The organism is Erwinia billingiae Eb661, from assembly GCF_000196615.1.
Lineage (GTDB): Bacteria > Pseudomonadota > Gammaproteobacteria > Enterobacterales > Enterobacteriaceae > Erwinia > Erwinia billingiae.
In genome coordinates, this window is the sequence record NC_014306.1 from 32,031 (window position 1) to 58,151 (window position 26,121).

The following is a 26,121-nucleotide window of genomic DNA, read 5'->3' on the forward strand; positions in this document are numbered from 1 at the left end:
CCTGTCATGAAATGCCACCGTCTTAATGAACTGATTTCTCTTCTTCAGCCTGAATGGCAGAAAGAACCCGACCTTAATCTGATGCAATTTTTGCAGAAACTGGCGTCTGAGTCAGGTTTTAGCGGCCCAATAGGCGATCTGACAGACGATATTCTGATCTATCACCTGAAAATGCGCGGTACCGATAAAGATGAGCAGATCCCAGGTCTGAAAAAAGATTATGAAGAGGATTTTAAGACCGCGCTGCTGCGTGCCAGAGGAGTCATTAAAGATTAATTCCCCGCAGTCTCCCGTAGCCTGCTGCGTTTAATGGTATTCTTAACGGCTAATTCACGCCATGAGCATCCCGGATGAAAGAACCCGCGTTTAACTTTCAACATCTTGATCCCGATACCATCCTTGATGCGCTCTGGGAGACCGGGATCCGTGTGGAATCAGGGCTGACTGCCTTGAACAGCTATGAAAACCGGGTCTATCAGTTCTCAGATGAAGACAAAACCCGCTATGTGGTGAAGTTTTATCGCCCACAACGTTGGTCACAGCAGCAGATCCTGGAAGAACATCAGTTCACTGCAGAACTGTTTGCTGATGAGATTCCGGTCGCAGCGCCGCTGCAATTACAGGGAAAAACCCTCCATCAGCATAATGGTTACCTGTACACCGTATTCCCAAGCCTGGGTGGTCGTCAGTATGAAACGGACAATTATGACCATCTGGAATGGGTAGGACGCTTCCTTGGTCGTATCCATCAGACGGGCCGCAAAAGCACCTTTGCTGTTCGTCCTACCCTGGGGCTGGACGAATACATCAACGAACCGCTTCAGGTCTTTGAAGCCAGTACGTTAATCCCCCGTAAGTTGAAGGAGCCGTTATTGGCCAGCGTGCGGCTGATAGGCACAACTTTACAAAAATACTGGCATACTCAGTGGCAGCCTTTACGCCTGCATGGTGACTGCCATCCGGGCAATATCCTCTGGCGTGATGGCCCGTTCTTTGTTGACCTCGATGATGCCCGCAATGGCCCCGCCGTGCAGGATTTATGGATGTTAATTAACGGGGATCAACAGGAACAACGCCTGCAGTGGGATATTCTGTTAGAGGCTTACAGTGAATTCTGCGAGTTCGATACACACGAATTGTCACTTATTGAACCTTTACGCGCTATGCGGATGGTTTATTATCTGGCGTGGGTTGTTCGCCGCTGGCAAGACCCTGCATTTCCTGCAAGTTTTCCATGGATGACGGATGAAGATTTCTGGCGCAGGCAGATTTCACTATTTAACGAGCAGGCAAGGTTGTTGCAGGAGCCCCCGCTACAGCTGACGCCCGCATTCTAAGGCTGACCGTCTTTTCCGGTTTGCCCCATTTGCTGTTAGGAGAGAGTTTCACGATGAAAAAGATTTGGTTTGCGCTGGTTGGTCTGGTTTTGGCCTTCAGTGCGTCAGCAGCCCAGTTTACGGATGGCCAGCAATACGTGACGATGCAAAAACCCGTCGCTGGCGAACCTCAGGTTCTCGAGTTCTTCTCTTTCTTCTGCCCTCACTGCTATGAGTTTGAACACGTCTGGCATGTTAGCGATGCAGTGAAGAAAGCCCTGCCTGCTGACACCAAAGTGACCAAATATCACGTCGAGTTCCTGGGTGGCGAGATGGGTAAAACCGTGACTCAGGCCTGGGCTGTTGCAATGGCTCTGGGCGTGGAAGATAAAGTTACCGCGCCAATCTTTGATGGCATCCAGAAAACGCAGACCATCACTGATGCAGCAAGCCTGAAAGATGTCTTCGTTAAAGCGGCAGGTATTACGCCAGAAGCTTATGACGGCGCCTGGAACAGCTTCGTCGTGAAATCTCTGGTAGCCCAGCAGGAAAAAGCGGCAGCCGATGTACAGCTGCAGGGCGTTCCGGCGATGTTTGTTAACGGCAAATATATGGTTAACAACGGTGGCCTGGATACCAGCTCAATGGACAACTATGTTCAGCAATATGCCAACGTAGTGAAGTTCCTGCTGACTCAGAAGTAATTCACGTCAGTCTGCAACGCCGGCGTAATGCCGGCGTTGTTGTTTTCAACTGCCGGCTCTGGTTTCTCCACGGAATAAACATGTTGAAAAGATCCTGATTAAAAGACAGAGATCCTGTGCGATCGGCAAAGGCAATAATTAATATCCACATATAATTCATTCCGTGAAACCTGAAGTTATTCCTGGCGAATAAATTTAACTTATTGAAAACAGGTTTTTTTTGTTTTTGTGTCGGCATTTTATTCTACGTATGAAAAACCGGGATCATTTTTACGCACAAACTTATCCACAGCTTATTACTGCGTCACCTCCCGCAAAATCAACAGCCAAATGAAGTTTATCCGTCAGGTTATTTCAACTTTCGTCCTCAGCTGTGGCATCCTTACCGCATTGAAAAAACCAACGAAGAACGTGACGACTTATGGCACAAATTGCAGAAAACCCGCTGATTCTGGTAGATGGCTCTTCTTACCTCTATCGCGCATACCACGCGTTCCCTCCGCTGACCAACAGCGCAGGAAAACCTACCGGCGCGATGTACGGTGTGCTGAATATGTTGCGCAGCCTGCTGCTGCAATATAAGCCCAGCCATGTAGCCGTGGTTTTTGATGCCAAAGGCAAAACCTTCCGCGATGAGCTTTTCGAAGCCTATAAATCCCACCGCCCACCGATGCCGGACGACCTGCGAGCGCAGATCGAGCCCTTGCATAATATGGTCAGAGCGATGGGCTTGCCTCTACTGGCCGTCAGTGGCGTGGAAGCCGATGACGTCATCGGTACGCTGGCGCTGGAAGCCGGTAAAAAAGGCAAGCCGGTATTAATCAGCACTGGCGATAAAGATATGGCGCAGCTGGTAACGCCAGATATCACCCTTATCAACACCATGAACAATGCGATCCTCGGCCCTGACGAAGTGGTGGAGAAATATGGCATTCCGCCTGAATTAATCATCGACTTCCTCGCGCTGATGGGCGACGCATCCGATAACATTCCCGGCGTACCGGGCGTGGGCGAGAAAACGGCTCAGGCGCTGCTGCAGGGGCTGGGCGGAATTAAAGATATCTATGCCAACCTGGATAAGGTCGCTGACCTGACGTTCCGTGGGGCAAAAACCATGGCCACCAAGCTGGAGCAAAATAAAGAGATGGCGCTGCTCTCTTACCAGCTGGCGACCATTAAAACGGATGTGGAATTAGATCTGACCAGTGAACAGCTGACGGTGAATGAGCCGGCGGTGGAAGAGTTACTGGGCCTGTTCCGCGAATATGAGTTCAAACGCTGGATCACCGACCTGGAAGAAGGAAAGTGGCTACAGGGTAAAAAGAGTCATCCTGCCGCGCAGAAAGCGCTGGTTGAACAGGTTGAAGAACAGGTCGAAACCACCAGTACGCTCTCTGCCGAAGGCTATGTCACTATTCTGGATGAAGAGACCTTCGAAAGCTGGCTGAAGCAACTCAAGACCAGTTCACTGTTTGCGTTCGATCTGGAAACCGACTCGCTGGATACGCTGAGCGCCAATATCGTGGGGATTTCCTTCGCCATTGAGCCAGGCAAAGCCGCCTATCTTCCCGTGGCGCATGATTATCTGGATGCGCCAGCCCAGCTGGATCGCAACAGCGTGCTGGAGCGCCTCAAGCCGCTGCTGGAAGATCCGGCGTTGCTGAAGGTGGGTCAGAACCTGAAATACGATCGCGGCGTGCTGAAGAACTACGACATCGAATTACAGGGCATCAAGTTCGACACCATGCTGGAGTCGTACGCGCTGAGCAGCGTGGGGAGCCGTCATGATATGGATACGCTCTCATCACGCTGGCTGAACCATAAAACGGTCTCCTTTGAGGAGATTGCCGGCAAAGGCAAAAAGCAGCTGACCTTTAACCAGATCGATCTGGAACAGGCCGCGCATTATGCTGCCGAAGATGCCGACGTAACGCTCCAGCTCCACCTGAAGATGTGGCCAGAACTGGAGAAAGAGCAGGGGCCGAAGGAGGTGTTCGAAAACATCGAAATGCCGCTGCTGACGGTGATCTCGCGCATTGAGCGTAATGGGGTGTTGATCGATCAGGGGATTCTGGCCGCCCATTCGAAAGAGCTGACCATTCGTCTGGCAGAGCTAGAGCAAAAAGCCCATGAACTGGCGGGTGAGCCGTTTAACCTCTCTTCGCCAAAGCAGCTGCAGACCATTCTCTTTGAGAAGCAGGGCATCAAGCCAACCAAGAAAACGCCTGGCGGCGCGCCGTCTACCAGTGAGGAAGTCCTTGCTGAGCTGGCGCTGGATTATCCTTTGCCGAAGGTGATCCTGGAGAACCGTGGCTTAGCCAAGCTGAAGTCGACCTACACTGACAAGCTGCCGTTGATGATTAATCCTATCACCGGACGCGTGCACACCTCTTATCATCAGGCGGTCACGGCCACCGGCCGACTCTCTTCTACCGATCCCAACCTGCAGAACATTCCGGTGAGAAACGAAGAAGGTCGCCGCATTCGTCAGGCTTTCATTGCTTCCAAAGGCCATAAGATTGTTGCCGCTGACTATTCTCAAATTGAGCTGCGCATTATGGCTCACCTGTCACAGGATAAGGGCTTGTTAAGCGCCTTTGCTGAAGGCATGGATATACACCGTGCGACGGCTGCCGAAGTCTTTGGCATGGCACTGGATAAAGTCACCGGCGAACAGCGACGCAGCGCGAAAGCGATCAACTTTGGCCTGATATATGGCATGAGCGCCTTTGGCCTCTCCCGTCAGCTGAATATTGGTGCAGGTGAAGCGAAGAAGTATATGGATCTGTACTTTGAACGCTATCCTGGCGTGTTGGAATATATGGAAAGCACCCGCCAGCAGGCCGCTGAAAAAGGCTATGTCTCAACGCTGGATGGCCGACGTCTCTATTTGCCGGATATCAATGCCAGTAATGCAATGCGCCGTAAGGCGGCCGAACGCGCAGCAATCAATGCGCCAATGCAGGGCACGGCGGCTGACATTATCAAAAAGGCGATGATTGCGGTCGATGGTTGGTTAACGCCGCAGTCAGCACCGGACGTGAAAATGATCATGCAGGTACACGATGAACTGGTCTTCGAAGTGAAAACCTCTGAAGTGGAGGCGGCCACGGCGAAAATTCGCGATCTGATGGAAAACAGCATGAAACTCGACGTTCCTCTGCAGGTGGATGTCGGCGTTGGCGATAACTGGGAACAGGCGCACTAATTTTCCGGATGCCCACGGATGAGACTGATTTTATAGCAAATTCAGTCTCATTTTTTATCCATAAGAAAATGCTTTAGTTCCGCTGTACGCCTGAACCTTTGGGCCAACCACCGTTCAGAATTTCACCTAAGCAGTTATCCTGGAAGCATTTTTTTTGTAATTAAGCTACAGGCAAGGGCGGTTTCTGTGACCTGAGTTGGATAACACCCGGTGTTTTCTGAAAATTAACTACAAAAAACCCTTTTGAGGGCCGAAAAAATCCTGTAGAGTTTCAGTTGTAGGGTACAGAGGTAAGATGTTCTATCTTTCAAACCTTTTACTTCACGTAATCGGATTTGGCTGAATATTTTAGCCGCCCCAGTCGTTATGACTGGGGCGTTTTTTATTGGGCGCTATCTGGCCCCAGGGCGAGAATCTTACTCTGCAGGCGCTTCTTGTTCTTCGTCTTCTACTGCTGGCGGAAGTTCGCTAAACCACGTATTTAACTGATCGCTCAGTTTATCAACGCCAATTTTCTTCAGTGAAGAGAACATCTCTACCCGAACATCCCCAATGAACCCTTTGGCTGTTTCACGCACTGCATTCAGCTGCGCTTTGCGTGCGCCAGAAGCCAGTTTGTCGGCCTTGGTCAACAGCACCAGCACCTGAATGCCGCTCTGCACTGCCCACAGGATCATCTGCTGATCCAGGTCCTTCAGCGGATGGCGGATATCCATCAGCACCACCAGGCCCTTCAGACACTGACGATCGCGCAGATATTCTGCCAGCGCTCTCTGCCACTTCAGCTTCATCTCTTCCGGTACTTCTGCATAACCATAGCCCGGTAAGTCGACCAGACGATAGCCTTCAGCAACCTGGAAAAGGTTGATCAGCTGGGTACGGCCTGGGGTTTTACTGGTACGTGCCAGGCTTTTTTGATTGGTCAGCGTATTCAGTGCGCTGGATTTGCCCGCGTTGGAACGACCGGCAAAAGCCACTTCAAGTCCGGTATCGGCTGGAAGGTGACGAATGTCAGGGGCACTGGTGACAAAATGGGTAACGTGATAATTCCAGCCAGACAAAATAAAAACTCCAGATAATAAGGTCAATTGCGCAGAGTATACCCTGTATAGAATGAAAGCGCCCAACCGACCTTTTTACGGCCGGGATTTTGTAGGAGATTGGCTATTAGATTTGCCAGAAGTTTCCTCTTTTTCACGCTAAATAAAACTAATAAAACATTTAATAACAATCTGTTATATAAACTTATGACTTTCCGAAAAGAATTTTGTTGTGGCACCTCCCTTGTCAGTTTGACCATTTAGTCTAAAGTAATTGGCAGAACCCGGACGGTTCTCTTCAGGATGATGTGCTCATGGGCGCCAGGACGGTGTGGAGCAGGGAAGGAGCGTGTTGGGATTTTCAACACAACATGGAAAGGATCGAGTCCAGGACGGGACTCCCAGGCAATGGAAAACCGGGATGTTGGCTGCTCAAAAGGATGCTGACCTAGTCAGTCCTTCTGCGGAAGGTGCGAAAAAAGGCGACAGGGTGACCTGGCGCCTTTTTTCTTTGTCTGCTTTCTGCTAGATTCCGCCGCAATTCTATACTGAATATAAATCGTCTGAGAGCAGAAAACATGAAGCAACCCGCACGCGCGCCACAGGATAAGAAACCGGCAGCAAAAACCCAGCGTAAAACGCGTGATGAATCCAACGCGGAAGCGCGCGATCGTAAGCGCGACAAGAAGCATCGCGGCAATGCCTCCGGCAGCCGTGCTAATCCGGTCACCGTTAACAAGAAGAGCGGCGAAAGCGCCGTCAGCAAAGATCCGCGCATTGGCAGCAAAAAGCCCATTGCCCTGGGTCCGGTGACTGCAGACGCTCAGCCCGCGAAGAAAGTGGCTAAAGTCGCTAAACCTGTAGAAGAGAAAAAAGTCCTTCTGTCTCCGGAAGAAGAGCTGGCGAAGCTGGAGAATGACGAACGTCTGGACACCCTGCTGGATCGCCTGGAAAAAGGCGAGACGCTGTCAGCAGAAGATCAGGCCTGGCTGGACCAGACGCTTGACCGTATCGACGTGCTGATGGAAGAGCTTGGCATCGCGCTGGACGACGGTGCGGAAGATGAGCAGGCGGAAGAAGATATGTACCGCTTGCTGAAAGGCGGCCAGTAACCTTTCTGCGTTATTGAGTAAAATTGAGGTGGCGCAGTATTGCGCTGCCCTTTTAAAAGGTTTCTCTGCGAATGAATTGGCCTGGATCAATTTTCGTGCTGATTATGCTCTGCAGCCTTGGCGGGTTATTCGTTAAACTACGTCGTCTTTCGCGGTTGAAAACCCGACTGCACCGAGCGACCGTCCGCCAGTCTGCCAGGCACACCCCTTTCACCCGACGGTCGGCATCCAGACGCCAACGCAGGAGTGAATACCGTGACGCAGATGATTGAATGGGATCAACGCCTGATCCAGACCTACAATATCTCCGGCCCCCGTTATACCTCCTATCCCACCGCGCTGGAATTTACCGAGCAGTACAACGAAGCGGCTTTTCAGCAGGCAGCGCAACGCTATCCCGATCGTCCTCTGTCCCTGTATGTTCACATCCCGTTCTGCCATCGGCTGTGTTATTTCTGCGGCTGCAACAAGCTGGTCACGCGTCAGCAGCACAAGGCGGATGCCTATCTGGATGCGCTGGCGAGCGAAATTCAGTCTCGCGCCAAATTATTTCGTGGCCGCACCGTCAGCCAGATGCACTGGGGCGGCGGCACACCGACGTATTTAAATAAGCAGCAGATAACCCGCCTGATCACCCTGCTGCGGCAGGCTTTTACCTTCAGTGAAGACGCCGAGCTGTCGATTGAGGTCGACCCGCGAGAAATCGAACTGGATGTGTTGGACCATCTGCATGCGGCAGGCTTCAACCGCCTGAGCATGGGCGTGCAGGACTTCAACAAAACGGTGCAGGAGAAGGTGAACCGGGTTCAGGATGAACAGGTGATCGTCGATCTTATCGCGCGTGCCCGTCAGGTTGGCTTTGCTTCCGTCAGTCTGGACCTGATCTACGGCCTGCCGGCACAGACGCCAGAGAGTTTTGCCTTCACCCTGCAGAAAGTCATCGCGTTGAACCCCGATCGGCTTAGCGTGTTTAACTACGCGCACATGCCGGCCTTGTTTGCCGCACAGCGCAAAATCAAAGAGGCTGATTTGCCGAATGCTCAGCAAAAAATGGATATCCTGCAGCAGTCAATCGCGATGCTGACCGGCGCGGGCTACCAGTTTATTGGCATGGACCACTTTGCCCGCCCTGACGATGAGTTGGCCGTCGCGCAGCGGGAAGGGAAGCTGCACCGCAATTTCCAGGGCTACACCACGCAGGGCGACAGTGATTTACTGGGCATGGGCGTTTCAGCCATCAGCATGCTTGGTGACACGTATGCGCAAAATGAAAAAGAGCTGAAATCCTGGTATGCCGCCGTGGCTGAAAATCACACGGCGTTATGGCGGGGTGTGGCGCTGTCGGCTGATGATTGCCTGCGTCGGGACGTGATTAAAACGCTGATGTGCAATTTCGCGCTCAATTTTGCTGACTTTGAGAGTGGTGAACGGTCCTTTAGCGACTATTTTGCCGAAGATCTGGCGCTGTTAGCGCCGTTCATCAGGGATGGGCTGGTGGAATGCCACGAGAAGGGCCTTCAGGTGACGGCTAAGGGACGTTTGCTGGTGAGGAATGTCTGTATGTGCTTTGACATCTACCTGCGTCAGAAGGCGCGTATGCAGCAATTCTCACGGGTGATCTGATTGCCAGAAAACAAAAAGGCCGGACAAATACTGTTCCGGCCTTTTTTTTGGGTAACGGACTCGCGGTATCCGCTACTCCATTCCCAACTCTTTCAGCTTACGGGTCAGGGTATTTCGTCCCCATCCCAGCAAGCGTGCGGCTTCCTGCTTGTGCCCCTGCGTATGACGCAGTGCGGTGGTCAGCAGCGTGCGCTCCATTTCGGGTTGCGCTTCTGACAGCAGGTTTTGATGACCGGAACGCAGCGCGCGATCGGCCCATTGTGCCAACAACGTTGCCCAGCTGTCCGGCAGTGACTGCACCGGATTTTCAGGCGTTGAAGTCTCAAACAGCTCGGACGGCAGATCCTGAATCAACACTTCCTGTCCGGCCGCCATAACGGTCAGCCAGCGGCAGGTGTTCTCAAGCTGACGAACGTTACCAGACCAGTGAAGCCGGGTGAGGGCCGTTTCGGTTTCTGGGTGCAGGATCTTCGCTTCAACACCGAGTTCACGTGCCGCAACCTGCAGGAAATAGCGTGCCAGGCGCGGAATATCTTCGCGACGTTCGCGCAATGGCGGCAGGTGCACACGAATCACGTTCAGGCGGTGGAACAGATCCTCACGGAACTTGCCTTCCTGTACCCGCAGCTCCAGGTTCTGGTGGGTTGCTGCAATAATGCGCACATCCACTTTCACCGGTGCATAGCCACCAACGCGATAGAACTGACCATCCGCCAACACACGCAGCAAGCGGGTCTGAACATCCATCGGCATATCGCCGATTTCATCCAGGAACAGCGTGCCGCCGTCGGCCTGTTCAAAACGGCCCTGACGAATTTGATTAGCGCCGGTAAATGCGCCTTTCTCATGGCCAAACAGTTCCGACTCAATCAGGTCTTTCGGGATCGCCGCCATGTTTAGCGCGATAAATGGCGCTTTTGCCCGCGGGCTGTGGCGGTGCAGAGCATGGGCGACCAGCTCTTTACCGGTACCGGACTCGCCGTTGATCAATACGCTGATCGACGAACGGGAAAGGCGTCCAATAATGCGGAAAACATCCTGCATCGCGGGCGCTTCGCCAATGATGTCGGTAGTGGGGCCGCTAACCGGTTGATTACGCGGCTGCTGCTGCTCCTGGTAATGGCTGATCGCCCGTTCTACCAGCGCAACGGCTTCATCGATATCAAACGGTTTTGGCAGATAATCAAACGCACCCTGCTGATACGCGCTGACCGCCGCATCCAGATCGGAGTGGGCCGTCATTATGATGACCGGAAGCATCGGATGACGCTGCTTAATTTGTTTCAGCAGCGCCAGGCCATCCATGCCGGGCATGCGAATATCTGAAAGTAAAACGTCTGGGGTTTTACTGGCAAGGGCGTCCAGCACCTCATTAGCGCTGTCAAACGTGGCGCAGTTCAAACCGGCTCCAGTGAGCGCGCGTTCAAGCACCCAGCGGATGGAGCTATCGTCATCGACGATCCAAACTATCCCTCGTTGCATAGAAACCTCACTGGCGAATAGGCAGAAATACCGAAAATTCAGTGTGACCGGGCCAACTGCTAAATTCTATTTTTCCCGAATGCTGATCGATCAGGCTTCGGGCAATCGACAGGCCTAAACCTGTGCCGCCTTCACGCCCGCTCACCATCGGATAAAACAGCGTATCCTGCAGTTGTGCCGGAATGCCTGGGCCATCATCTTCAACATCAATGCGGGCCACCAGGCGATAGCGTACGCCGTGCAGCGTTAACTGAAACGCCGTGCGGGTACGAAGAGTAATAGTGCCGCCTTCTTCACCCAACGCCTGAAGCGCGTTGCGTACTACGTTCAGCAGGACTTGTTCAATCTGATCCGGATCGTGCGGCAGTTCAGGCAGGCTGGGATCGTAATCCCGCACCAGCGTGACGTTTTCGGGCAGCTCCATCGACACCAGGTTCACGATGCGTTCTGCGACCTGATGGATACTCTGCGTGACGTGCATACCCGGCTGCTGTGGACCCAGCAGGCGATCAACCAGATTGCGCAGGCGGTCGGCCTGTTCAATGATCACCTTGGTATATTCGGTTAATGACGGATCGGGCAGGGCTTTCGCCAGCAGCTGTGCTGCGCCACGCAATCCTCCCAGCGGGTTTTTAATTTCATGTGCCAGACCACGGACTAAATCCCGGGCGGCGACCTGCTGAGCATGTTGAATTTGTTCCTGACTGAGACGGCGCTGATTATCCATCGGGGCCATTTCAAGCAGAATTAAGCCTTCAGGCAGACGCTGTGCGGTTAGCGACATAATATGCGCACGGCTGTCGACCACTAAAGTCACTTCACTGTCAGTAAAACCCTGACCTGCATCCAGACTCTCAAGCATGACGTCGATATTTAACGAAAAATATCCCATCAGTTCCGGCAGCGGTAATCCAAATAGCTTGCGGGAGCTTTGCGCTAACAGTTGTTGGGCCGCGGGATTGGCGTAATGCACCACCAGCTCGCTGTCGACCAACAAAATACTGTTAATAAGGGAATTGAGAATCTGCCCAGCATCGGGCAGCGTGCCTGTTGCCATACAGCCTTCTCCTGCACCATTTTAGTGCATTATAGTCCTTAAACCCGAAATTCGTCTTCCCGGACGATGAATTCGTGGTGAAAAAAGCCCATCCGGAGATGGGCTGGAATTTTCCACGGCAACAAATACTGTCTTACCTGTTAAACGCTGTAGTACAGCTCGAACTCAACAGGATGTGGCGTCATACGAACGCGGTCCATCTCGGCTTTACGCAGTTCGATGTAAGCTTCGATAGCGTCGTCAGTGAACACGCCACCACGGGTCAGGAACTCGCGGTCTTCGTTCAGTGCTGCCAGCGCTTCGTCCAGTGAACCTGCCACTTTAGGGATCTCAGCTTCTTCTTCCGGCGGCAGGTCGTACAGGTTTTTGTCCATCGCATCGCCAGGGTGGATCTTGTTGATGATGCCGTCCAGGCCAGCCATCAGCAGTGCAGCGAAGCACAGGTACGGGTTAGCCGCTGGATCAGGGAAGCGCGCTTCGATACGACGTGCTTTCGGGCTGGCAACCACTGGGATACGGATAGAAGCAGAACGGTTACGGGCAGAGTAAGCCAGCATTACTGGCGCTTCGTAGCCTGGGACCAGACGCTTGTAGGAGTTAGTGGTTGGGTTCGCCAGGGCGTTGATCGCTTTAGCGTGCTTGATAACACCACCGATGTAGAACAGGGCCATTTCAGACAGACCGCCGTATTTGTCGCCGGCGAACAGGTTGTTACCGTCTTTAGACAGTGACATATGGCAGTGCATACCAGAACCGTTATCACCGAACATAGGTTTCGGCATAAAGGTCGCTGTTTTGCCGTAGGCGTGCGCCACGTTGTGAACAACGTATTTGTAAATCTGAATTTCGTCAGCTTTTTTGGTCATGGTGTTGAAGCGGGTTGCCACTTCGTTCTGACCCGCGGTTGCCACTTCGTGGTGGTGAGCTTCAACAACCAGGCCCATCTGCTCCATGGTCAGACACATCGCAGAACGGATGTCCTGTGAGGAGTCGACAGGTGGAACCGGGAAGTAACCGCCTTTCAGACCTGGACGGTGACCTTTGTTGCCGCCTTCGTAAGCTTTACCGCTGTTCCAGTAAGCTTCGATATCGTCGATAGCAACATGGGAACCGGAGGTGCTGCTGCCGAAACGGATGTCATCGAACAGGAAGAACTCTGGCTCTGGTCCAAACAGAACGGTATCTGCAATGCCAGAAGAGCGCAGGAAATCTTCAGCGCGCTTTGCGATGGAGCGTGGGTCACGATCGTAGCCCTGCATGGTGCCTGGCTCGAGAATGTCACAACGGATGATCAGCGTAGGATCTTCGAAGAATGGATCCAGCACAGCGGTGGTCGCATCTGGCATCAGAACCATGTCTGATTCGTTAATGCCTTTCCAGCCACCAATAGAGGAGCCGTCAAACATTTTGCCTTCTTCGAAGAAGTCAGCGTTAACCTGATGAGCAGGAATGGTGACGTGCTGTTCTTTACCTTTGGTATCGGTAAAACGCAGGTCAACGAATTTGACTTCGTGCTCGTTCATCATCGACAGAACGTGTTCAGCGGACATACTTAACTCTCCTGGATTTTGTCATTGTCGTCGTGGTTAGCGATCTCAAGGTGGACTTTGCTTATCTCGCATTGTCATCCGATAATAAAGATCTCTCACACGCTATCAACCGTTGTGAAAAACTGCATTCTTCGCTTGAGTGTATAAAGCGAAATCTATGCCAACTTTATTATTTACCTGAAAAAGCGCTATGATGCGCCCTCTCGTGATACGGGACCTGCACCATGATGGAAGTCGCGCACCATTTTGGTGCTATTGAGTGCTGAGTGAGCACTATTCTGGTGCATTTTTTCGATGGAGTGCGATTCTTGCACTGTTTAAGGTGTAAAAAGCAATCCTGACAGTTATCTTTAATTGAAATTTGTGATCCTGTTCAGTCCTTCGATTAATCCGTGTACAATAGCGCGCTATTTCTAATGCCTGAGGCAAAGCTGTGATCGAAAATTTGCGTAACATCGCCATTATTGCCCACGTTGACCATGGTAAAACTACCCTGGTCGATAAGTTGCTGCAGCAATCCGGGACCTTTGACGCCCGTACTGAAGCCACCGAACGCGTAATGGACTCCAACGATTTGGAGAAAGAGCGTGGGATTACCATCCTCGCAAAAAACACCGCCATTAATTGGAATGACTACCGCATCAACATCGTGGATACCCCAGGACACGCCGACTTCGGCGGTGAGGTTGAGCGTGTGATGTCAATGGTTGACTCGGTGCTGCTGGTTGTGGATGCAATGGATGGCCCAATGCCGCAAACCCGCTTCGTGACCAAAAAAGCGTTTGCTAATGGTCTGAAGCCGATCGTTGTTATCAACAAAGTTGACCGTCCTGGTGCGCGTCCGGATTGGGTTGTTGACCAGGTATTTGACCTGTTCGTAAACCTCGATGCGACTGACGAGCAGCTCGACTTCCCGGTAATCTATGCATCAGCGCTGAACGGTATCGCTGGTCTGGATCACAACGATATGGCTGAGGATATGACTCCGCTGTATCAGGCCATCGTGGATCACGTTTCTCCTCCGCAGGTTGAGGCAGAAGCGCCATTCCAGATGCAGATTTCCCAGCTGGACTACAACAACTACGTTGGTGTTATCGGCATCGGCCGCATCAAACGCGGTAAAGTTAAGCCAAACCAGCAGGTTACTATCGTAGATAGCGAAGGCAAAACCCGTAACGGTAAAGTCGGTAAAGTCCTGACCCACATGGGTCTGGAGCGTATCGAAGCGGTTGAAGCTGAAGCGGGCGATATCATCGCTATCACCGGTCTGGGCGAGCTGAACATCTCCGACACCATCTGTGATCCACAGGCTGTTGAAGCGCTGCCAGCACTGAGCGTTGATGAACCAACCGTAACCATGTACTTCAACGTAAACACCTCTCCGTTCTGTGGTAAAGAAGGTAAGTATGTGACTTCACGTCAGATCCTTGACCGTCTGAACAAAGAACTGGTGCACAACGTTGCGCTGCGTGTTGAAGAAACCGAAGATTCTGACGCCTTCCGCGTGTCAGGTCGTGGTGAGCTTCACCTGTCCGTTCTGATTGAAAACATGCGTCGTGAAGGCTTCGAAATCGCCGTTTCACGTCCTAAAGTTATCAACCGTAAAATCGATGGCCGCATGCAAGAGCCGTTCGAGAACGTGACGCTGGATATCGAAGAACAGCACCAGGGTTCTGTAATGCAGGCAATGGGCGAGCGTAAGGGTGATGTTAAAGACATGATCCCTGATGGCAAAGGCCGTATTCGTCTGGATTACCTGATCCCGGCGCGTGGACTGATCGGTTTCCGTACCGAATTCATGACCATGACGTCTGGTACCGGTCTGCTGTACTCCACCTTCAGCCACTACGATGATGTTCGTCAGGGTGAAATCGGCCAGCGCCAGAACGGCGTGCTGATCTCTAACGGCCAGGGTAAAGCGGTAGCATTCGCCCTGTTCAGCCTGCAGGATCGCGGTAAGCTGTTCCTCGGCCACGGTGCTGAAGTGTATGAAGGCCAGGTTATCGGTATTCACTCACGTTCAAACGACCTGACCGTGAACTGCCTGACCGGTAAGAAACTGACCAACATGCGTGCTTCGGGTACTGATGAAGCAACCACGCTGGTTCCGGCAATCAAGATGTCTCTGGAGCAGGCTCTGGAATTCATCGATGATGACGAACTGGTTGAAGTTACGCCAACGTCCGTACGTATTCGTAAACGTCACCTGACGGAAAACGACCGTAAACGCGCAAGCCGTGGTCCTAAAGAGTCTTAATCCTCTTTAAGCACTGCACTCTCAAGGCCGGAGCTCTCCGGCCTTGATTCTTCTCCCTGATTTTCCCCCTCTCCTGTTCAGTCTCCCGATTTACCGCTAGAGTGAATATCTCACCGGCACAAAAGGAGATGACCATGCTGTATATCTTTGATTTAGGTAACGTCATTGTTGATATTGATTTCAACCGGGTTCTTGGCGTCTGGAGCGATCTGGGGCGCGTACCGCTGTCTACATTGCAAAGCCGTTTCCAGATGGATGCGTCTTTCGAACAGCACGAACGAGGTGAAATCAGTGATGAAGAGTTCGCAGAGAAAATGTGCGAACAGCTGGATGTCGCGTTAAGCTTCGAACAGTTTGCGGCGGGCTGGCAGGCGGTTTTTGTCGGCGTGCGTCCGGAAGTGATTGCCATCATGCACAAGCTGCGTGAGCAGGGCGATCGCGTTGTTATCCTCTCTAATACCAACAAGCTGCATTGTACCTTCTGGCCGACGCAATACCCGGAAGTGCAGAGCGCGGCAGATAAACTCTATTTGTCCCAGGAAATGGGGCTGCGCAAGCCTGAGCCTGAAATCTATCAGCAACTGCTGAATGCCGAAGATGCATCCGCACAGGAGGCGATTTTCTTCGACGATAATCTTGCCAACATTGAAGCTGCCCAGGCATTGGGTATTCACAGCGTGCACGTCACGGATGCCAGCGTGGTGCCGATGTTCTTTAGCGATCGCTTCTGAATGAGCCGTATTAATCATTACCGCCACCGGCTGCGGGCTTTTTGGGGTTGGCTAAAATTACTGTGGGAACGCATTGATGAAGATGCGATGACGACGCTGGCGGGTAACCTGGCGTATGTGTCGCTGCTGTCACTGGTACCGCTGGTGGCGGTGGTCTTCGCCCTGTTTGCTGCCTTTCCGTCCTTTGCCAATGTCAGTGTTCAGCTGAAGGCATTTATTTTTAATAACTTTGTGCCGTCTTCCGGTACGGTGATCCAGAGCTATCTGGAGCAGTTTGTCGCCAACGTCAACAAAATGACTGCGGTCGGCGCCTGCGGGCTGGTGGTGACGGCATTGCTGTTGATGTACTCGATCGATACCGCGCTGAATACCATCTGGCGCAGCAAGCGCAAACGCCCGATTGTGTACTCGTTTGCGGTGTACTGGATGATCCTGACGCTGGGGCCGCTGTTAGCGGGTGCCAGTCTGGCCATCAGCTCGTATCTGCTGTCGCTGCGCTGGGCGTCCGTGACGGGCGTCAGCTGGCTGATTGACTATGGGCTCAGGATTTTCCCGTTACTGCTCTCCTGGCTGTCATTCTGGCTGCTGTACAGCATCGTGCCGACCCGCCAGGTGGCGGGAAAGGATGCGTTGATTGGTGCGCTGGTGGCCGGGCTGCTGTTTGAGCTCGGGAAAAAAGGCTTTGCGCTGTATGTTACGATGTTCCCTTCGTACCAGTTAATTTACGGTGTGCTGGCGGTGATCCCCATCCTGTTCCTGTGGGTTTACTGGACCTGGTGTATCGTCTTATTGGGGGCCGAAATCAGTGCCACCCTTGGCGACTATCGCCTGATAAAACAAGAAGAACAAAAAAAAGAAGATGAGGAATTATGATTGCCTTAATTCAACGCGCGTTGAGCGCCAGTGTGACGGTGGCAGGAGAAACCACCGGTGAAATCGGCCCGGGATTGCTGATCCTTTTAGGCGTGGAAAAAGGCGACGACCAGCAGAAAGCCCAACGGTTATGCGATCGGGTGCTGGGGTATCGGATCTTCGGCGACGAAAACGACAAAATGAACCTCAATGTCCAGCAGGCGGGAGGTAGCCTGCTGGTGGTCTCACAGTTCACCCTGGCTGCCGACACGCAAAAGGGGATGCGTCCCAGCTTCTCCGGCGGTGCCGATCCCGCTGACGCGGAGCGGCTGTATGAATCCTTTATCAGCTGCTGCCGGGAAAAGGGGATGGTCACGGAAACGGGGCGTTTTGCTGCCAATATGCAAGTTGCACTGGTCAATGACGGACCGGTGACGTTCTGGCTGCAGGTTTGAGGCAGCTGGCTGAACGGCAGGGAGGCGTTGCGGGCTCAGAGAGAGAGAACCACTTTATGTATCACCTTCGGGTTCCTGAAACAGCAGAAGAGCTGGATACCTACTATCAGTTCCGCTGGGAAATGTTACGTAAGCCGCTCCATCAGCCGATGGGCTCAGAGCGGGATGCCTGGGATGCGTTAGCGCATCATCAGATGGTGGTGGACGAGCGCGGAGAACCGGTTGCGGTTGGCCGCCTGTACATCAATGCAGAAAATGAGGCCGCTATCCGCTTCCTGGCGGTGCATCCTTCCGTGCAGGGAAAAGGGCTGGGTACGCTGGTGGCGATGACGCTGGAGTCTGTGGCGCGCCAGGAAGGGGCCAAGCGAGTGGTCTGTAGCGCCCGTGAAGATGCCGTCGAATTCTTTGCCAAGCTGGGCTACATCAATCAGGGCGAAATTACCGCGCCGCAAACCACGCCGGTGCGCCACTTCCTGATGATCAAACCGGTGATGTCGCTCGACGATATTTTGCACCGTGCCGACTGGTGTGGGCAGCTGCAGCAGGCCTGGTACGATCACATCCCGCTGAGTGAAAAGATGGGCGTGCGCATCTTGCAGTTCACCGGGCAGAAGTTTATTACCACCATGCCGGAAACCGGCAACCAGAACCCGCACCATACCCTGTTCGCGGGCAGCCTGTTCTCGCTGGCGACGCTGACCGGCTGGGGATTAATCTGGCTGCTGCTGCGCGAACGCCGGCTTGGCGGCACGATTATTCTTGCCGATGCGCACATCCGTTACAGTCATCCGATTACCGGCAAACCGGGTGCCGTTGCCGATTTAGGCTCGCTGAGTGGCGATCTGGATCGGCTGGCGCGCGGACGTAAAGCGCGCGTGCAGCTGGAAGTGGAGCTGTTTGGTAATGAAGAGTGCGGGGCGGTGTTTGAAGGGGTTTACATCGTGCTACCCGCCGATGCTGACGGCCCTCTTGAGCAGGGCGGTTCCGGCGGGTAACGGAAGGGGCGCTGAGTTAGCGCCCTTTCTTTTTGCGTCCAGGCTGAACAAAACGCTTACGGGCAGCGCCGTTGGCAGTCGGCTTTTCTGCCGTTTTCGGTCCGGCGATGGTCGGCTTTTTCACCGCAGCAGGTTTAGCCTTCGGCTTGGCTTTCTTCTCCGGGTTTTCTTCCGACGAGGAATGCTCGATCAGCTTAAATAACTCAATCAGCTCATCATCCGTGAATTCACGCCATTCGCCGATTGGCAGGCCTTTCAGGCTGACGTTCATAATGCGCGTGCGTTCAAGCTTGGTTACTTCATAACCAAAGTGCTTACACATGCGGCGGATCTGGCGGTTAAGTCCCTGCACCAGCGTGATGCGGAACACGAACGGCGCCTCTTTCTTCACCTTGCACTTTTTGGTCACCGTGCCCAGCATCGGCACGCCGGCACCCAGCCCGGCAATAAACTCGTCAGTGACCAGTTTGTTGACCGTCACCACGTACTCTTTCTCGTGATCGTTGCCGGCACGCAGGATTTTGTTCACCAGATCGCCGTGGTTGGTCAGGAAGATCAGTCCCTGGGACTCTTTATCCAGACGGCCAATCGGGAAGACGCGTTTGCTGTGGTTAACGAAGTTAACGATATTGTCGCGCTCACCTTCTTCGGTGGTACTGATGATGCCGACGGGCTTGTTCAGCGCGATAAGCACCAGATCGTCTTCGTTACGAGGCTCAATCAGCTGACCGTTAACCTTTACTACATCCCCTGCATAGACCTGATCGCCCACGGCAGCACGCTTGCCGTTGATAAAAACATTTCCCTGTTCGATATAGCGATCGGCATCACGACGAGAACAGATACCGCTCTCGCCGATGTATTTGTTAAGACGAATGGATGAGTTGGTCAGCATGGTTCCTCCGTAAAAAAACGGACTATACCTTACCTGCGTTACTGCGCGCCAGTGACCTGACCCGCGTGCAGGGTTTGCTGCACGCTTTTGTCACCTGCGCTGGCGGAGAGGCTGCCGTTTACCGTCGGTTTTAACGGCGCATCAGCCGCCAGACTGGCCTGCGCTTTCAACTGCAGATCGCCATCGCCTTCCAGCGGAACCGTTGGCCAGCCCCAGTCGTGCAACAGATTAACCGGCACCTGACGACCGTTCAGGGTCAGCGAAAGGGCACGTTGCGGCTGCTGGGAAAGGGTCGCCAGGCTCTCGACCATGCCGTTTTTAGTGAACGCGCTCATCTCGGTAACGTTGATTTTGCTGTCGTCCGCGGTCAGTGCGATTGACGGATGGCGCAGATCCACCCGGTTAAAGGTGGCTTCAGCCGCGTTCAGCCTCAGGCTGCCTGACCAGATCCCCCACTGATGATCCTTCGCCATCAACAGGTTGCTGCCATTGCCATCCAGCGAGGTGGTCTGGAACGGGAAGGCCGGATTAATATCAATAATCAGATTGCGGTTGGCGGCAAATTTGGTCACTTCAACGCTATCCAGCCAGTCCGGCAGACGCGCCATCCAGTGTTCGCGCCAGTTCTGCGGCAGCGTGTATTCCAGACCGGCGATCGCCAGCTCATTCAGCGTGAGTTTCTTGTCACTGCGGTTCCAGTTGCCTTCGGTGCGGACCAGACCGTTAACCCAACGCGAACTGAACTGCGTCAAGGCGACGCCCTGTGGCGAGAAGGCCAGGTTCACAATCGGATCGTTGAGTTCCAGGCTGCCATTCACAAAAGTACTGGCGTTCATCGATAGCGAACCGTCATCGCTTTCCCAGTCACCGTTTTTCAGGGTGATATTCTTCAGCGCCATATCCAGGTCGGTCACTGCCCAGTCCGTTCCCTGCAGGCGGGCATCGGTCATATCAATGCGGTCAAAATGCACTGACGGCAGCGCTAACAGCGGATCGAGGAAGCCGCTGAGGGTGTTATCAGACTGCAGGCGGATGCTGTTGAGGCGCAAATTCGCCACGTCCCAGTTTCCCTGAGCATCACGTTGCGCGCTGGCGGTGATCGAGCCCAGCGCAGCATCCGCGCCAATATTGCTGATGATCAGCTGCCTATTCTTGATGCTGCCCTGAATCAGCACATTGCTGGCGGGAATGCCGTTAATCTCCACTGAACCGGCACTTATCTGGAAGCTGGCATCGTTGCCGATGAAATCGCCGGCCTGCGGTTTCCAGGGGAGAACGCCGCCATCGACACGGGTTGCCGTGACGGGCAGGCTGCTGTCCGGGCTGTTCACCGCCATCTGGTTCAGTTGCAACCTGTCAGCCTGCAGCGGCAGCGGTTTCCCCTTGCCGGAAAGCGTCAGCGAGCCTTTTTCCAGCCAGATGCTGGCGAAATGCAGCGGCTGGGTAAACTGGATAACGCTCAGGCCAAGATCGACGCGTTTAGCGGTCACCATCGCCGGCTGCGTTTTGTGGCCAAAGGAGACATCGTTCAGGATCAGATGGTCAGGATCGGAAAAGTTATGCTCCAGCTTGCTCATCGCCAGCTGATAGTCGGTATGTGAGCTAATGGTACGGCTAATCCAGCGGGCACCCCACTGGGTCTGCACCACAACATACAGCGCAACCACTGCCAGCAGCAGGATCAGCAGAATCGTCAGCAGAATTTTTCCGATTACTTTCATGGCATCTGTCCCTGTGAACATCGGGTAAAAGGTTGTTATGCCTGATTTATCATCGAAGCTCAACTCTCAGAAGACGCAGAGGGCACCAGGACCCTCTGCGAATCACCACAGGATGACACAAGACGGGATTATTTTTCCTGCGGAAAGAGCAGATTCAGAATGATGGCAGTGATGCCGCCAGCGGCAATTCCGGAAGAAAGTAACGTTTTCAACCAGTCAGGAGCAAATTGCAGGATCAGCGGCTGCTGAGAAACACCCAGGCCAACTGCCAGTGACAGCGCCATAATCATGATCGCCCGGCGATTTAGCGGCTCGCGGGAAACAATGCGCACCCCGGAAGCGGCAATCGTACCGAACATCACCAGCGTCGCGCCGCCCAGTACCGGTTCCGGAATATGCTGCACAAAGCCACTCACCGCCGGGAACAGACCCAGCACAATCAACATTAACGCCACGACAAAGCCAACGTAGCGGCTGGCCACGCCGGTCAGCTGGATCACGCCGTTGTTCTGGCCGAAGCAGGAATTAGGGAAGGTATTAAACAGCGCCGAGACGAAAGAGTTCAGCCCGTTAGCCAGCACGCCGCCTTTCAGGCGCTTCATATACAGCGGTCCGCTCACCGGCTGCTCGGAGACATCTGACGTTGCCGTGATATCACCGATGGTTTCCAGCGAGGTCACCATAAATACCAGCATCAGCGGGATCAGCAGGTTCCAGTCAATGCCCAGGCCGTAATAGAACGGCGTTGGAACCGCGATCAGTGGCTGACTGACCGGAGCGCTGTTTTCGGGCAGCATACCGAGCGCCCAGGCCAGCAGATAGCCGACGGCCATCGCAATCACCAGAGACGCCACGCGCAGATAAGGATTTCGCTGGCGGTTAAGCAGAATAATCACCAGCAGCACCGCACCCGCCAGCATCAGATTCCTGGGCGCACCAAAGGTGTGATCGTTCATCGCCGCAAAGCCACCGCCAATCGACGTCAGGCCAACCTGGATCAGTGACAGGCCGATAATCATTACCACAATGCCTGACACCAGCGGGGTAATTACCCGGCGGGCAAGATGCAGGAAGCGGGAAAGGATCATTTCCGTGCAGGAGGCCAGCATCAGCGTGCCGAACAGCGCGGCCATCATGGTGGGCACATCGGCACCGCCATTCTTCAGCGTCATTCCGCCCATAATCAATGGCGTGACGAAGTTAAAGCTGGTTCCCTGAATCGACAGCAAACCCGAACCAACCGGGCCCCAGGTTTTAATTTGCAGTACGGAAGCCACGCCCGACGCAAACAGCGACATGCTGATAATGTGCTGCGTATCCTGCGCCGGCAGGCCCAACGCCTGGCAAATCAATAATGCGGGGGTGATCACCGCCACAAACATCGCCAGCAGATGCTGACAGGCTGCAAACAGGGTTTGCGGCAGAGGAGGACGATCTTCCAGACGGTAGATTAATTCACTTTTCACCGCAGGTATTGGGTTACGGCTGGCTGCTGCATCGGGGATATTGGCGGACATTCTCTGGCTTCTCTGACGAAGAAAGTGGCGATTTTAATCGTCTGGTGGGCAAAAGCAAACGTTTGCCGGGCGTTATAGTTGGGTTGTTCAGCCTTCACCCAGCGAAACGGCGCGCTGTTCGCTAGACTAAGGGTAACTACGTCCACTGAGAGAGGAACACATGCAGGTATTTATTATTGGTGCAACGGGTGGCGTCGGAAGCCGTTTAAGAAAGAGTCTGGTCAAAGCCGGGCATCAGGTGACCGGTGTTTACCGCAGCGAAATCCAGGTGGATGACCTGGTCGCCGATGGGGTTAAGCCGGTAAATGTGGATTTGATGAACACCAGCGGGGAAAAGCTGGCCGAGGTGATGAAAGGCTGTGATGCGGTGGTGTTCTCTGCCGGCGCTGCCGGTGCCGGTATCGAACAGACGGACGGGATTGATGGGCGCGGGTGCAAGTTTGCCGCCGAAGCGGCCAGGCTGGCAGGGATCAAACGCTTTCTGCTGGTCTCCGCATTTCCGGAAGCCGGTCGGGCGAAAACCCTCTCGCCTACCTTTGAACACTATATGCAGGTGAAGAAGCAGGCCGATGTGATGCTGGCCGCCACCGCGCTGGATTGGGTTATTCTGCGTCCGGGTACGCTGGTGAATGGCTCTGGCAGTGGAAAAGTGCGGCTGGGTCTGGCGATCCCTTATGGCACGGTGCCAAGAGCGGACGTTGCCGCCGTGCTGCACAGCCTGATCGATCATCCTGAGGTCAACCGGGTGATCATCGAGCTGACGGCCGGCGAGCAGGCGGTGAATGATGCTGTGGCAGAAATGGCGGCTTACAGCGGCCGATAGCGGGATTCAGGCGTTGGTATAGCGCTGCGTTTCCGGCAGCCAACGCTCAATCAGCGACTGTGCCTGAGTAGGATAATGCTGGTGGATGTGGCGGGCGACGCGCTGAACTTCGGGGATCATTGCGGCATCCCGCAGCAGGTCCGCCACCTTGAATTCGGCGTTACCTGTCTGCCGGGTGCCGAGCATTTCGCCTGGCCCACGAATTTCCAAATCGCACTGGGCAATCACAAAGCCGTCATTGCTGTCGCGTAAAACCTGCAGGCGCTTTTGCGCCGTTTTGCTCAGCGGCGCTTTGTACAGCAATACGCAGTGCGATGCGACCGATCCACGGCCCACGCGGCCGCGCAGCTGGTGGAGCTGTGCCAGGCCCAGCCGCTCGGGATTCTCAATGATCATCAGGCTGGCGTTCGGCACATCCACACCCACTTCAATCACCGTGGTGGCGATCAGCAGGTGGATCTCACCCAGCTTAAAGGCCTGCATCACCGCCTGCTTTTCCGACGGCTTCATGCGCCCATGCACCAGTCCAACGTTCAATTCTGGCAGCGCCAGCTTCAGTTCTTCCCAGGTGGCTTCTGCGGCCTGAGCCTCAAGCTGTTCAGACTCTTCAATCAGGGTACATACCCAGTACGCCTGACGTCCTTCATCGCTGCAGGCGCTTTTCACCCTGGCGATAATGTCCGGCCTGCGGGTATCGGGGATGGCAACCGTGGTGACCGGCGTTCTGCCCGGTGGCAGTTCATCAATCGTTGAGGTATCGAGGTCAGCATAGGCAGTCATCGCCAGCGTTCGCGGAATGGGCGTGGCGGTCATGATCAGCTGATGCGGATGGAAACCCTGCTCTTCGCCCTTCTCCCACAAAGCGAGGCGCTGATGGACGCCAAAGCGATGCTGCTCATCAATAATCACCAGTGCCAGCCCGTTAAACTGCACCTGTTCCTGGAAAATGGCATGGGTGCCGACGATCATCGACACCTGACCGCTGGCGATGGCTTCCTGCTGCGCCAGTCGGGCTTTGCCTTTTTGTTTTCCTGCCAGCCAGCCCACTTCAATCCCCAGCGGTTCAAACCACTGACGGAAGTTGTTGGCGTGCTGTTCAGCCAGCAGTTCGGTCGGCGCCATCAGGGCAACCTGCTTACCGTAAGCGATGACGTTTAGCGCGGTGAGTGCGGCGACCAGCGTTTTGCCCGATCCCACATCGCCCTGAACCAGACGCATCATCGGATAGTCGTGAACCAGATCCTGCTCAATTTCACGCACCACGCGTGCCTGGGCACCCGTCGGGCTGAAGGGCAGCGCGGCCAGTAATTTGTTACTCAGGTCATGGCGTGCAGGCATTGATAAGGCATGGTAGCGCTGGGCACCGGCGCGAACCGCAAGCATGCTGAGATTGTGCGCCAGCAGTTCTTCCATAATCAGCCGCCGCTGAGCGGGATGCTTACCGCTCTCCAGATCGGCGAGCGCCATATCCGGCGGCGGACGGTGCAGGGTGCGCAGTGCGTCTTTCAGGCTGATCATGCCCTGGCTTAACTCGGGCGGCAGCAGTTCGGCAATGGCGCAGGTATCCAGCAGAGCCAATGCCTGGTCCGTCAGATTGCGTAGCGTCGCCTGGCGGATGCCTTCGGTGGTGGAGTAAACCGGTGTCAGCGTCTCCTGCAGCTCAACCCCGCTATGGTCACCCTGGATGCGATATTCGGGATGGATAATCTCCGCGCCGCGCTGGCCACGTTTCACTTCACCATACGCGGTGACGCGTTTGCCTGGAGAGAGGCTGTTTTTCATGCCGGCGTTGAAGTTGAAGAAGCGCAGGGTGAGGATGCCGCTGCCGTCACTGATCTGACAGGTCAGCATGCGCTTACGGCCGAAGGAGATGTCGCTTTGCAGCACCTCGCCTTCTACCGTGGCATAAATATTGGGAAGGAGATCGTTAATCGCGTACAGCTGGGTGCGGTCTTCATAACGCAGCGGCAGATGCAGCAATAAATCCTGCACGGTTACCAGCCCCAGCTTCGCCAGTTTGCCTGCCTGACTTGCGCCAACGCCAGACAACGAATTCAGCGGGACGGCATCGAGCAGGCGGCCGGTCATTTTCTGCGTACCGAAGCTTGCATGCTGTCCCACCATTCGGCATCGGCGATCACTTCACCGACGTCGCTAATTTCCGGGTAAGGCAGACCTTTGTGCTTCGCGACGCGCGCCAGCACCGGGTAACCGCCTTCGAACAGTAAACGCTGCTGCTCGCTGTATTCCAGCGTGCTTTCCCGTCGCTGATACATGCCGGCGTTTTGCCGCTGGCGCTGGGCTTCGTAGAGGATTAAGGCCGAGGCCACAGAGACGTTCAGCGACTGCACCATCCCGATCATCGGGATAATGATGTCCTGGTCAGCAAGGTCGAGGGCTTGCTGGGTGATGCCGGTTTTTTCCTGCCCCATCAGAATACAGGTAGGGCGGGTGTAATCAATCTCACGGAAATCGACGGCTTTATCAGAAAGATGGGTGGCAAGAATTTGCATCCCCTGGCCTTTGAGGTGGCCGACGGCATCAGCAATATTGCTGTGCGTTTTCACCTGGACCCAGCTGTTGCTGCCCGCTGCGGACGAGACCATGGTGCGCATCCGGCTACCGGGCCAGACCGCATGGACTTCGTGCACGCCAACCGCATCCGCGGTACGGATCACCGCGGCGACGTTATGGGGCTTATGAACCTGCTCCATACAAACGGTCAGGTCGTGCTGGCGGGCGGCCAGCATCTCAAGGATGCGGGCATAGCGTTGAGCATTCAT

At 54.3% G+C, this 26,121-nt stretch carries 22 protein-coding genes; 13 read left to right on the forward strand and 9 right to left on the reverse strand.

Translation table 11 applies throughout. From position 1 onward, the window contains the following. Positions 1-6: 6 nt before the first annotated feature. The 5 genes from EBC_RS01480 to EBC_RS26385 all read left to right on the forward strand — a co-directional run bounded on the left by EBC_RS01480 (position 7) and on the right by EBC_RS26385 (position 5,571). The gene (locus EBC_RS01480; protein ID WP_013200063.1) at positions 7-276 is read left to right on the forward strand and encodes a YihD family protein; all 270 of its coding nucleotides are present in this window, start codon (positions 7-9) and stop codon (positions 274-276) included. 74 nt (positions 277-350) lie between these two features. Beyond that, positions 351-1,337 (forward strand): serine/threonine protein kinase, encoded by a 987-nt coding sequence (locus EBC_RS01485; protein WP_013200064.1) that lies wholly within the window; start codon positions 351-353, stop codon positions 1,335-1,337. Between the two features lie 53 nt (positions 1,338-1,390). Further along, complete coding sequence (gene dsbA / locus EBC_RS01490) at positions 1,391-2,020, forward strand: thiol:disulfide interchange protein DsbA (protein ID WP_013200065.1); 630 nt, start codon at positions 1,391-1,393, stop codon at positions 2,018-2,020. Between the two features lie 421 nt (positions 2,021-2,441). Next, a complete protein-coding gene (gene polA, locus EBC_RS01495; RefSeq protein ID WP_013200066.1) occupies positions 2,442-5,228 on the forward strand; it encodes a DNA polymerase I in 2,787 nt (928 codons plus the stop codon). Positions 5,229-5,523: 295 nt separating this feature from the next. Beyond that, complete coding sequence (locus EBC_RS26385; RefSeq protein WP_441316268.1) at positions 5,524-5,571, forward strand: hypothetical protein; 48 nt, start codon at positions 5,524-5,526, stop codon at positions 5,569-5,571. A gap of 73 nt (positions 5,572-5,644) precedes the next feature. Here the strand turns inward: EBC_RS26385 and yihA are convergent, their stop codons facing one another. Beyond that, positions 5,645-6,289 carry a ribosome biogenesis GTP-binding protein YihA/YsxC gene (yihA, locus tag EBC_RS01500; protein ID WP_013200067.1) on the reverse strand — a complete coding sequence of 215 codons (645 nt, stop codon included), beginning with the start codon at positions 6,287-6,289 and terminating at the stop codon, positions 5,645-5,647. A 557-nt stretch (positions 6,290-6,846) separates the two neighbouring features. Between yihA and yihI the strand changes: the two genes are divergently transcribed. Both yihI and hemN read left to right on the forward strand, forming a co-directional pair. Next, a complete protein-coding gene (yihI, locus tag EBC_RS01505; RefSeq protein ID WP_013200068.1) occupies positions 6,847-7,380 on the forward strand; it encodes a Der GTPase-activating protein YihI in 534 nt (177 codons plus the stop codon). Between the two features lie 264 nt (positions 7,381-7,644). Then, positions 7,645-9,003, forward strand: coding sequence for an oxygen-independent coproporphyrinogen III oxidase (gene hemN / locus EBC_RS01510; RefSeq protein WP_041692170.1), 1,359 nt, complete (start codon positions 7,645-7,647; stop codon positions 9,001-9,003). Positions 9,004-9,075: 72 nt separating this feature from the next. On the opposite strand, the gene glnG is transcribed toward hemN, so the two are convergent. From glnG to glnA, 3 genes are all read right to left on the reverse strand, one after another. Next, on the reverse strand, positions 9,076-10,485 hold the full coding sequence (glnG, locus tag EBC_RS01515) for a nitrogen regulation protein NR(I) (protein WP_013200070.1): 1,410 nt from the start codon (positions 10,483-10,485) through the stop codon (positions 9,076-9,078). Between the two features lie 7 nt (positions 10,486-10,492). After that, the gene (glnL, locus tag EBC_RS01520; RefSeq protein ID WP_013200071.1) at positions 10,493-11,542 is read right to left on the reverse strand and encodes a nitrogen regulation protein NR(II); all 1,050 of its coding nucleotides are present in this window, start codon (positions 11,540-11,542) and stop codon (positions 10,493-10,495) included. 140 nt (positions 11,543-11,682) lie between these two features. Further along, positions 11,683-13,092 carry a glutamate--ammonia ligase gene (gene glnA, locus EBC_RS01525; protein ID WP_013200072.1) on the reverse strand — a complete coding sequence of 470 codons (1,410 nt, stop codon included), beginning with the start codon at positions 13,090-13,092 and terminating at the stop codon, positions 11,683-11,685. A 433-nt stretch (positions 13,093-13,525) separates the two neighbouring features. Between glnA and typA the strand changes: the two genes are divergently transcribed. The 5 genes from typA (at position 13,526) to fabY (ending at position 18,382) form a co-directional block, all read left to right on the forward strand. Then, positions 13,526-15,349 carry a ribosome-dependent GTPase TypA gene (gene typA / locus EBC_RS01530; RefSeq protein ID WP_013200073.1) on the forward strand — a complete coding sequence of 608 codons (1,824 nt, stop codon included), beginning with the start codon at positions 13,526-13,528 and terminating at the stop codon, positions 15,347-15,349. Positions 15,350-15,483: 134 nt separating this feature from the next. Next, positions 15,484-16,080: a glucose-1-phosphatase gene (yihX, locus tag EBC_RS01535; protein WP_013200074.1), complete on the forward strand. Its 597-nt coding sequence runs from the start codon at positions 15,484-15,486 to the stop codon at positions 16,078-16,080. Continuing rightward, positions 16,081-16,953, forward strand: coding sequence for a virulence factor BrkB family protein (locus EBC_RS01540; RefSeq protein ID WP_013200075.1), 873 nt, complete (start codon positions 16,081-16,083; stop codon positions 16,951-16,953). It begins immediately after the preceding gene. Next, positions 16,950-17,387, forward strand: coding sequence for a D-aminoacyl-tRNA deacylase (gene dtd, locus EBC_RS01545; protein ID WP_013200076.1), 438 nt, complete (start codon positions 16,950-16,952; stop codon positions 17,385-17,387). Before EBC_RS01540 ends, dtd begins: the two co-directional genes overlap by 4 nt. Before the next feature lie 56 nt (positions 17,388-17,443). Further along, entirely contained in the window at positions 17,444-18,382 is a 939-nt protein-coding gene (gene fabY / locus EBC_RS01550) for a fatty acid biosynthesis protein FabY (protein ID WP_041691835.1), read from the forward strand. A 16-nt stretch (positions 18,383-18,398) separates the two neighbouring features. On the opposite strand, the gene rluF is transcribed toward fabY, so the two are convergent. From rluF to EBC_RS01565, 3 genes are all read right to left on the reverse strand, one after another. Continuing rightward, a complete protein-coding gene (gene rluF, locus EBC_RS01555) occupies positions 18,399-19,277 on the reverse strand; it encodes a 23S rRNA pseudouridine(2604) synthase RluF (RefSeq protein ID WP_013200078.1) in 879 nt (292 codons plus the stop codon). A gap of 38 nt (positions 19,278-19,315) precedes the next feature. Next, positions 19,316-20,998, reverse strand: coding sequence for an AsmA family protein (locus tag EBC_RS01560; RefSeq protein WP_041691836.1), 1,683 nt, complete (start codon positions 20,996-20,998; stop codon positions 19,316-19,318). Between the two features lie 128 nt (positions 20,999-21,126). Then, the gene (locus EBC_RS01565; RefSeq protein WP_013200080.1) at positions 21,127-22,515 is read right to left on the reverse strand and encodes a nucleobase:cation symporter-2 family protein; all 1,389 of its coding nucleotides are present in this window, start codon (positions 22,513-22,515) and stop codon (positions 21,127-21,129) included. 160 nt (positions 22,516-22,675) lie between these two features. On the opposite strand from EBC_RS01565, the gene EBC_RS01570 reads away from it, so the two are divergent. Beyond that, positions 22,676-23,338, forward strand: coding sequence for an SDR family oxidoreductase (locus EBC_RS01570; protein WP_013200081.1), 663 nt, complete (start codon positions 22,676-22,678; stop codon positions 23,336-23,338). Positions 23,339-23,344: 6 nt separating this feature from the next. On the opposite strand, the gene recG is transcribed toward EBC_RS01570, so the two are convergent. Together recG and trmH are read right to left on the reverse strand one after the other, a co-directional pair. Continuing rightward, positions 23,345-25,426 carry an ATP-dependent DNA helicase RecG gene (gene recG, locus EBC_RS01575; protein WP_013200082.1) on the reverse strand — a complete coding sequence of 694 codons (2,082 nt, stop codon included), beginning with the start codon at positions 25,424-25,426 and terminating at the stop codon, positions 23,345-23,347. After that, positions 25,423-26,121: a tRNA (guanosine(18)-2'-O)-methyltransferase TrmH gene (gene trmH / locus EBC_RS01580; protein WP_013200083.1), complete on the reverse strand. Its 699-nt coding sequence runs from the start codon at positions 26,119-26,121 to the stop codon at positions 25,423-25,425. The genes recG and trmH overlap by 4 nt, the downstream gene beginning before the upstream one ends.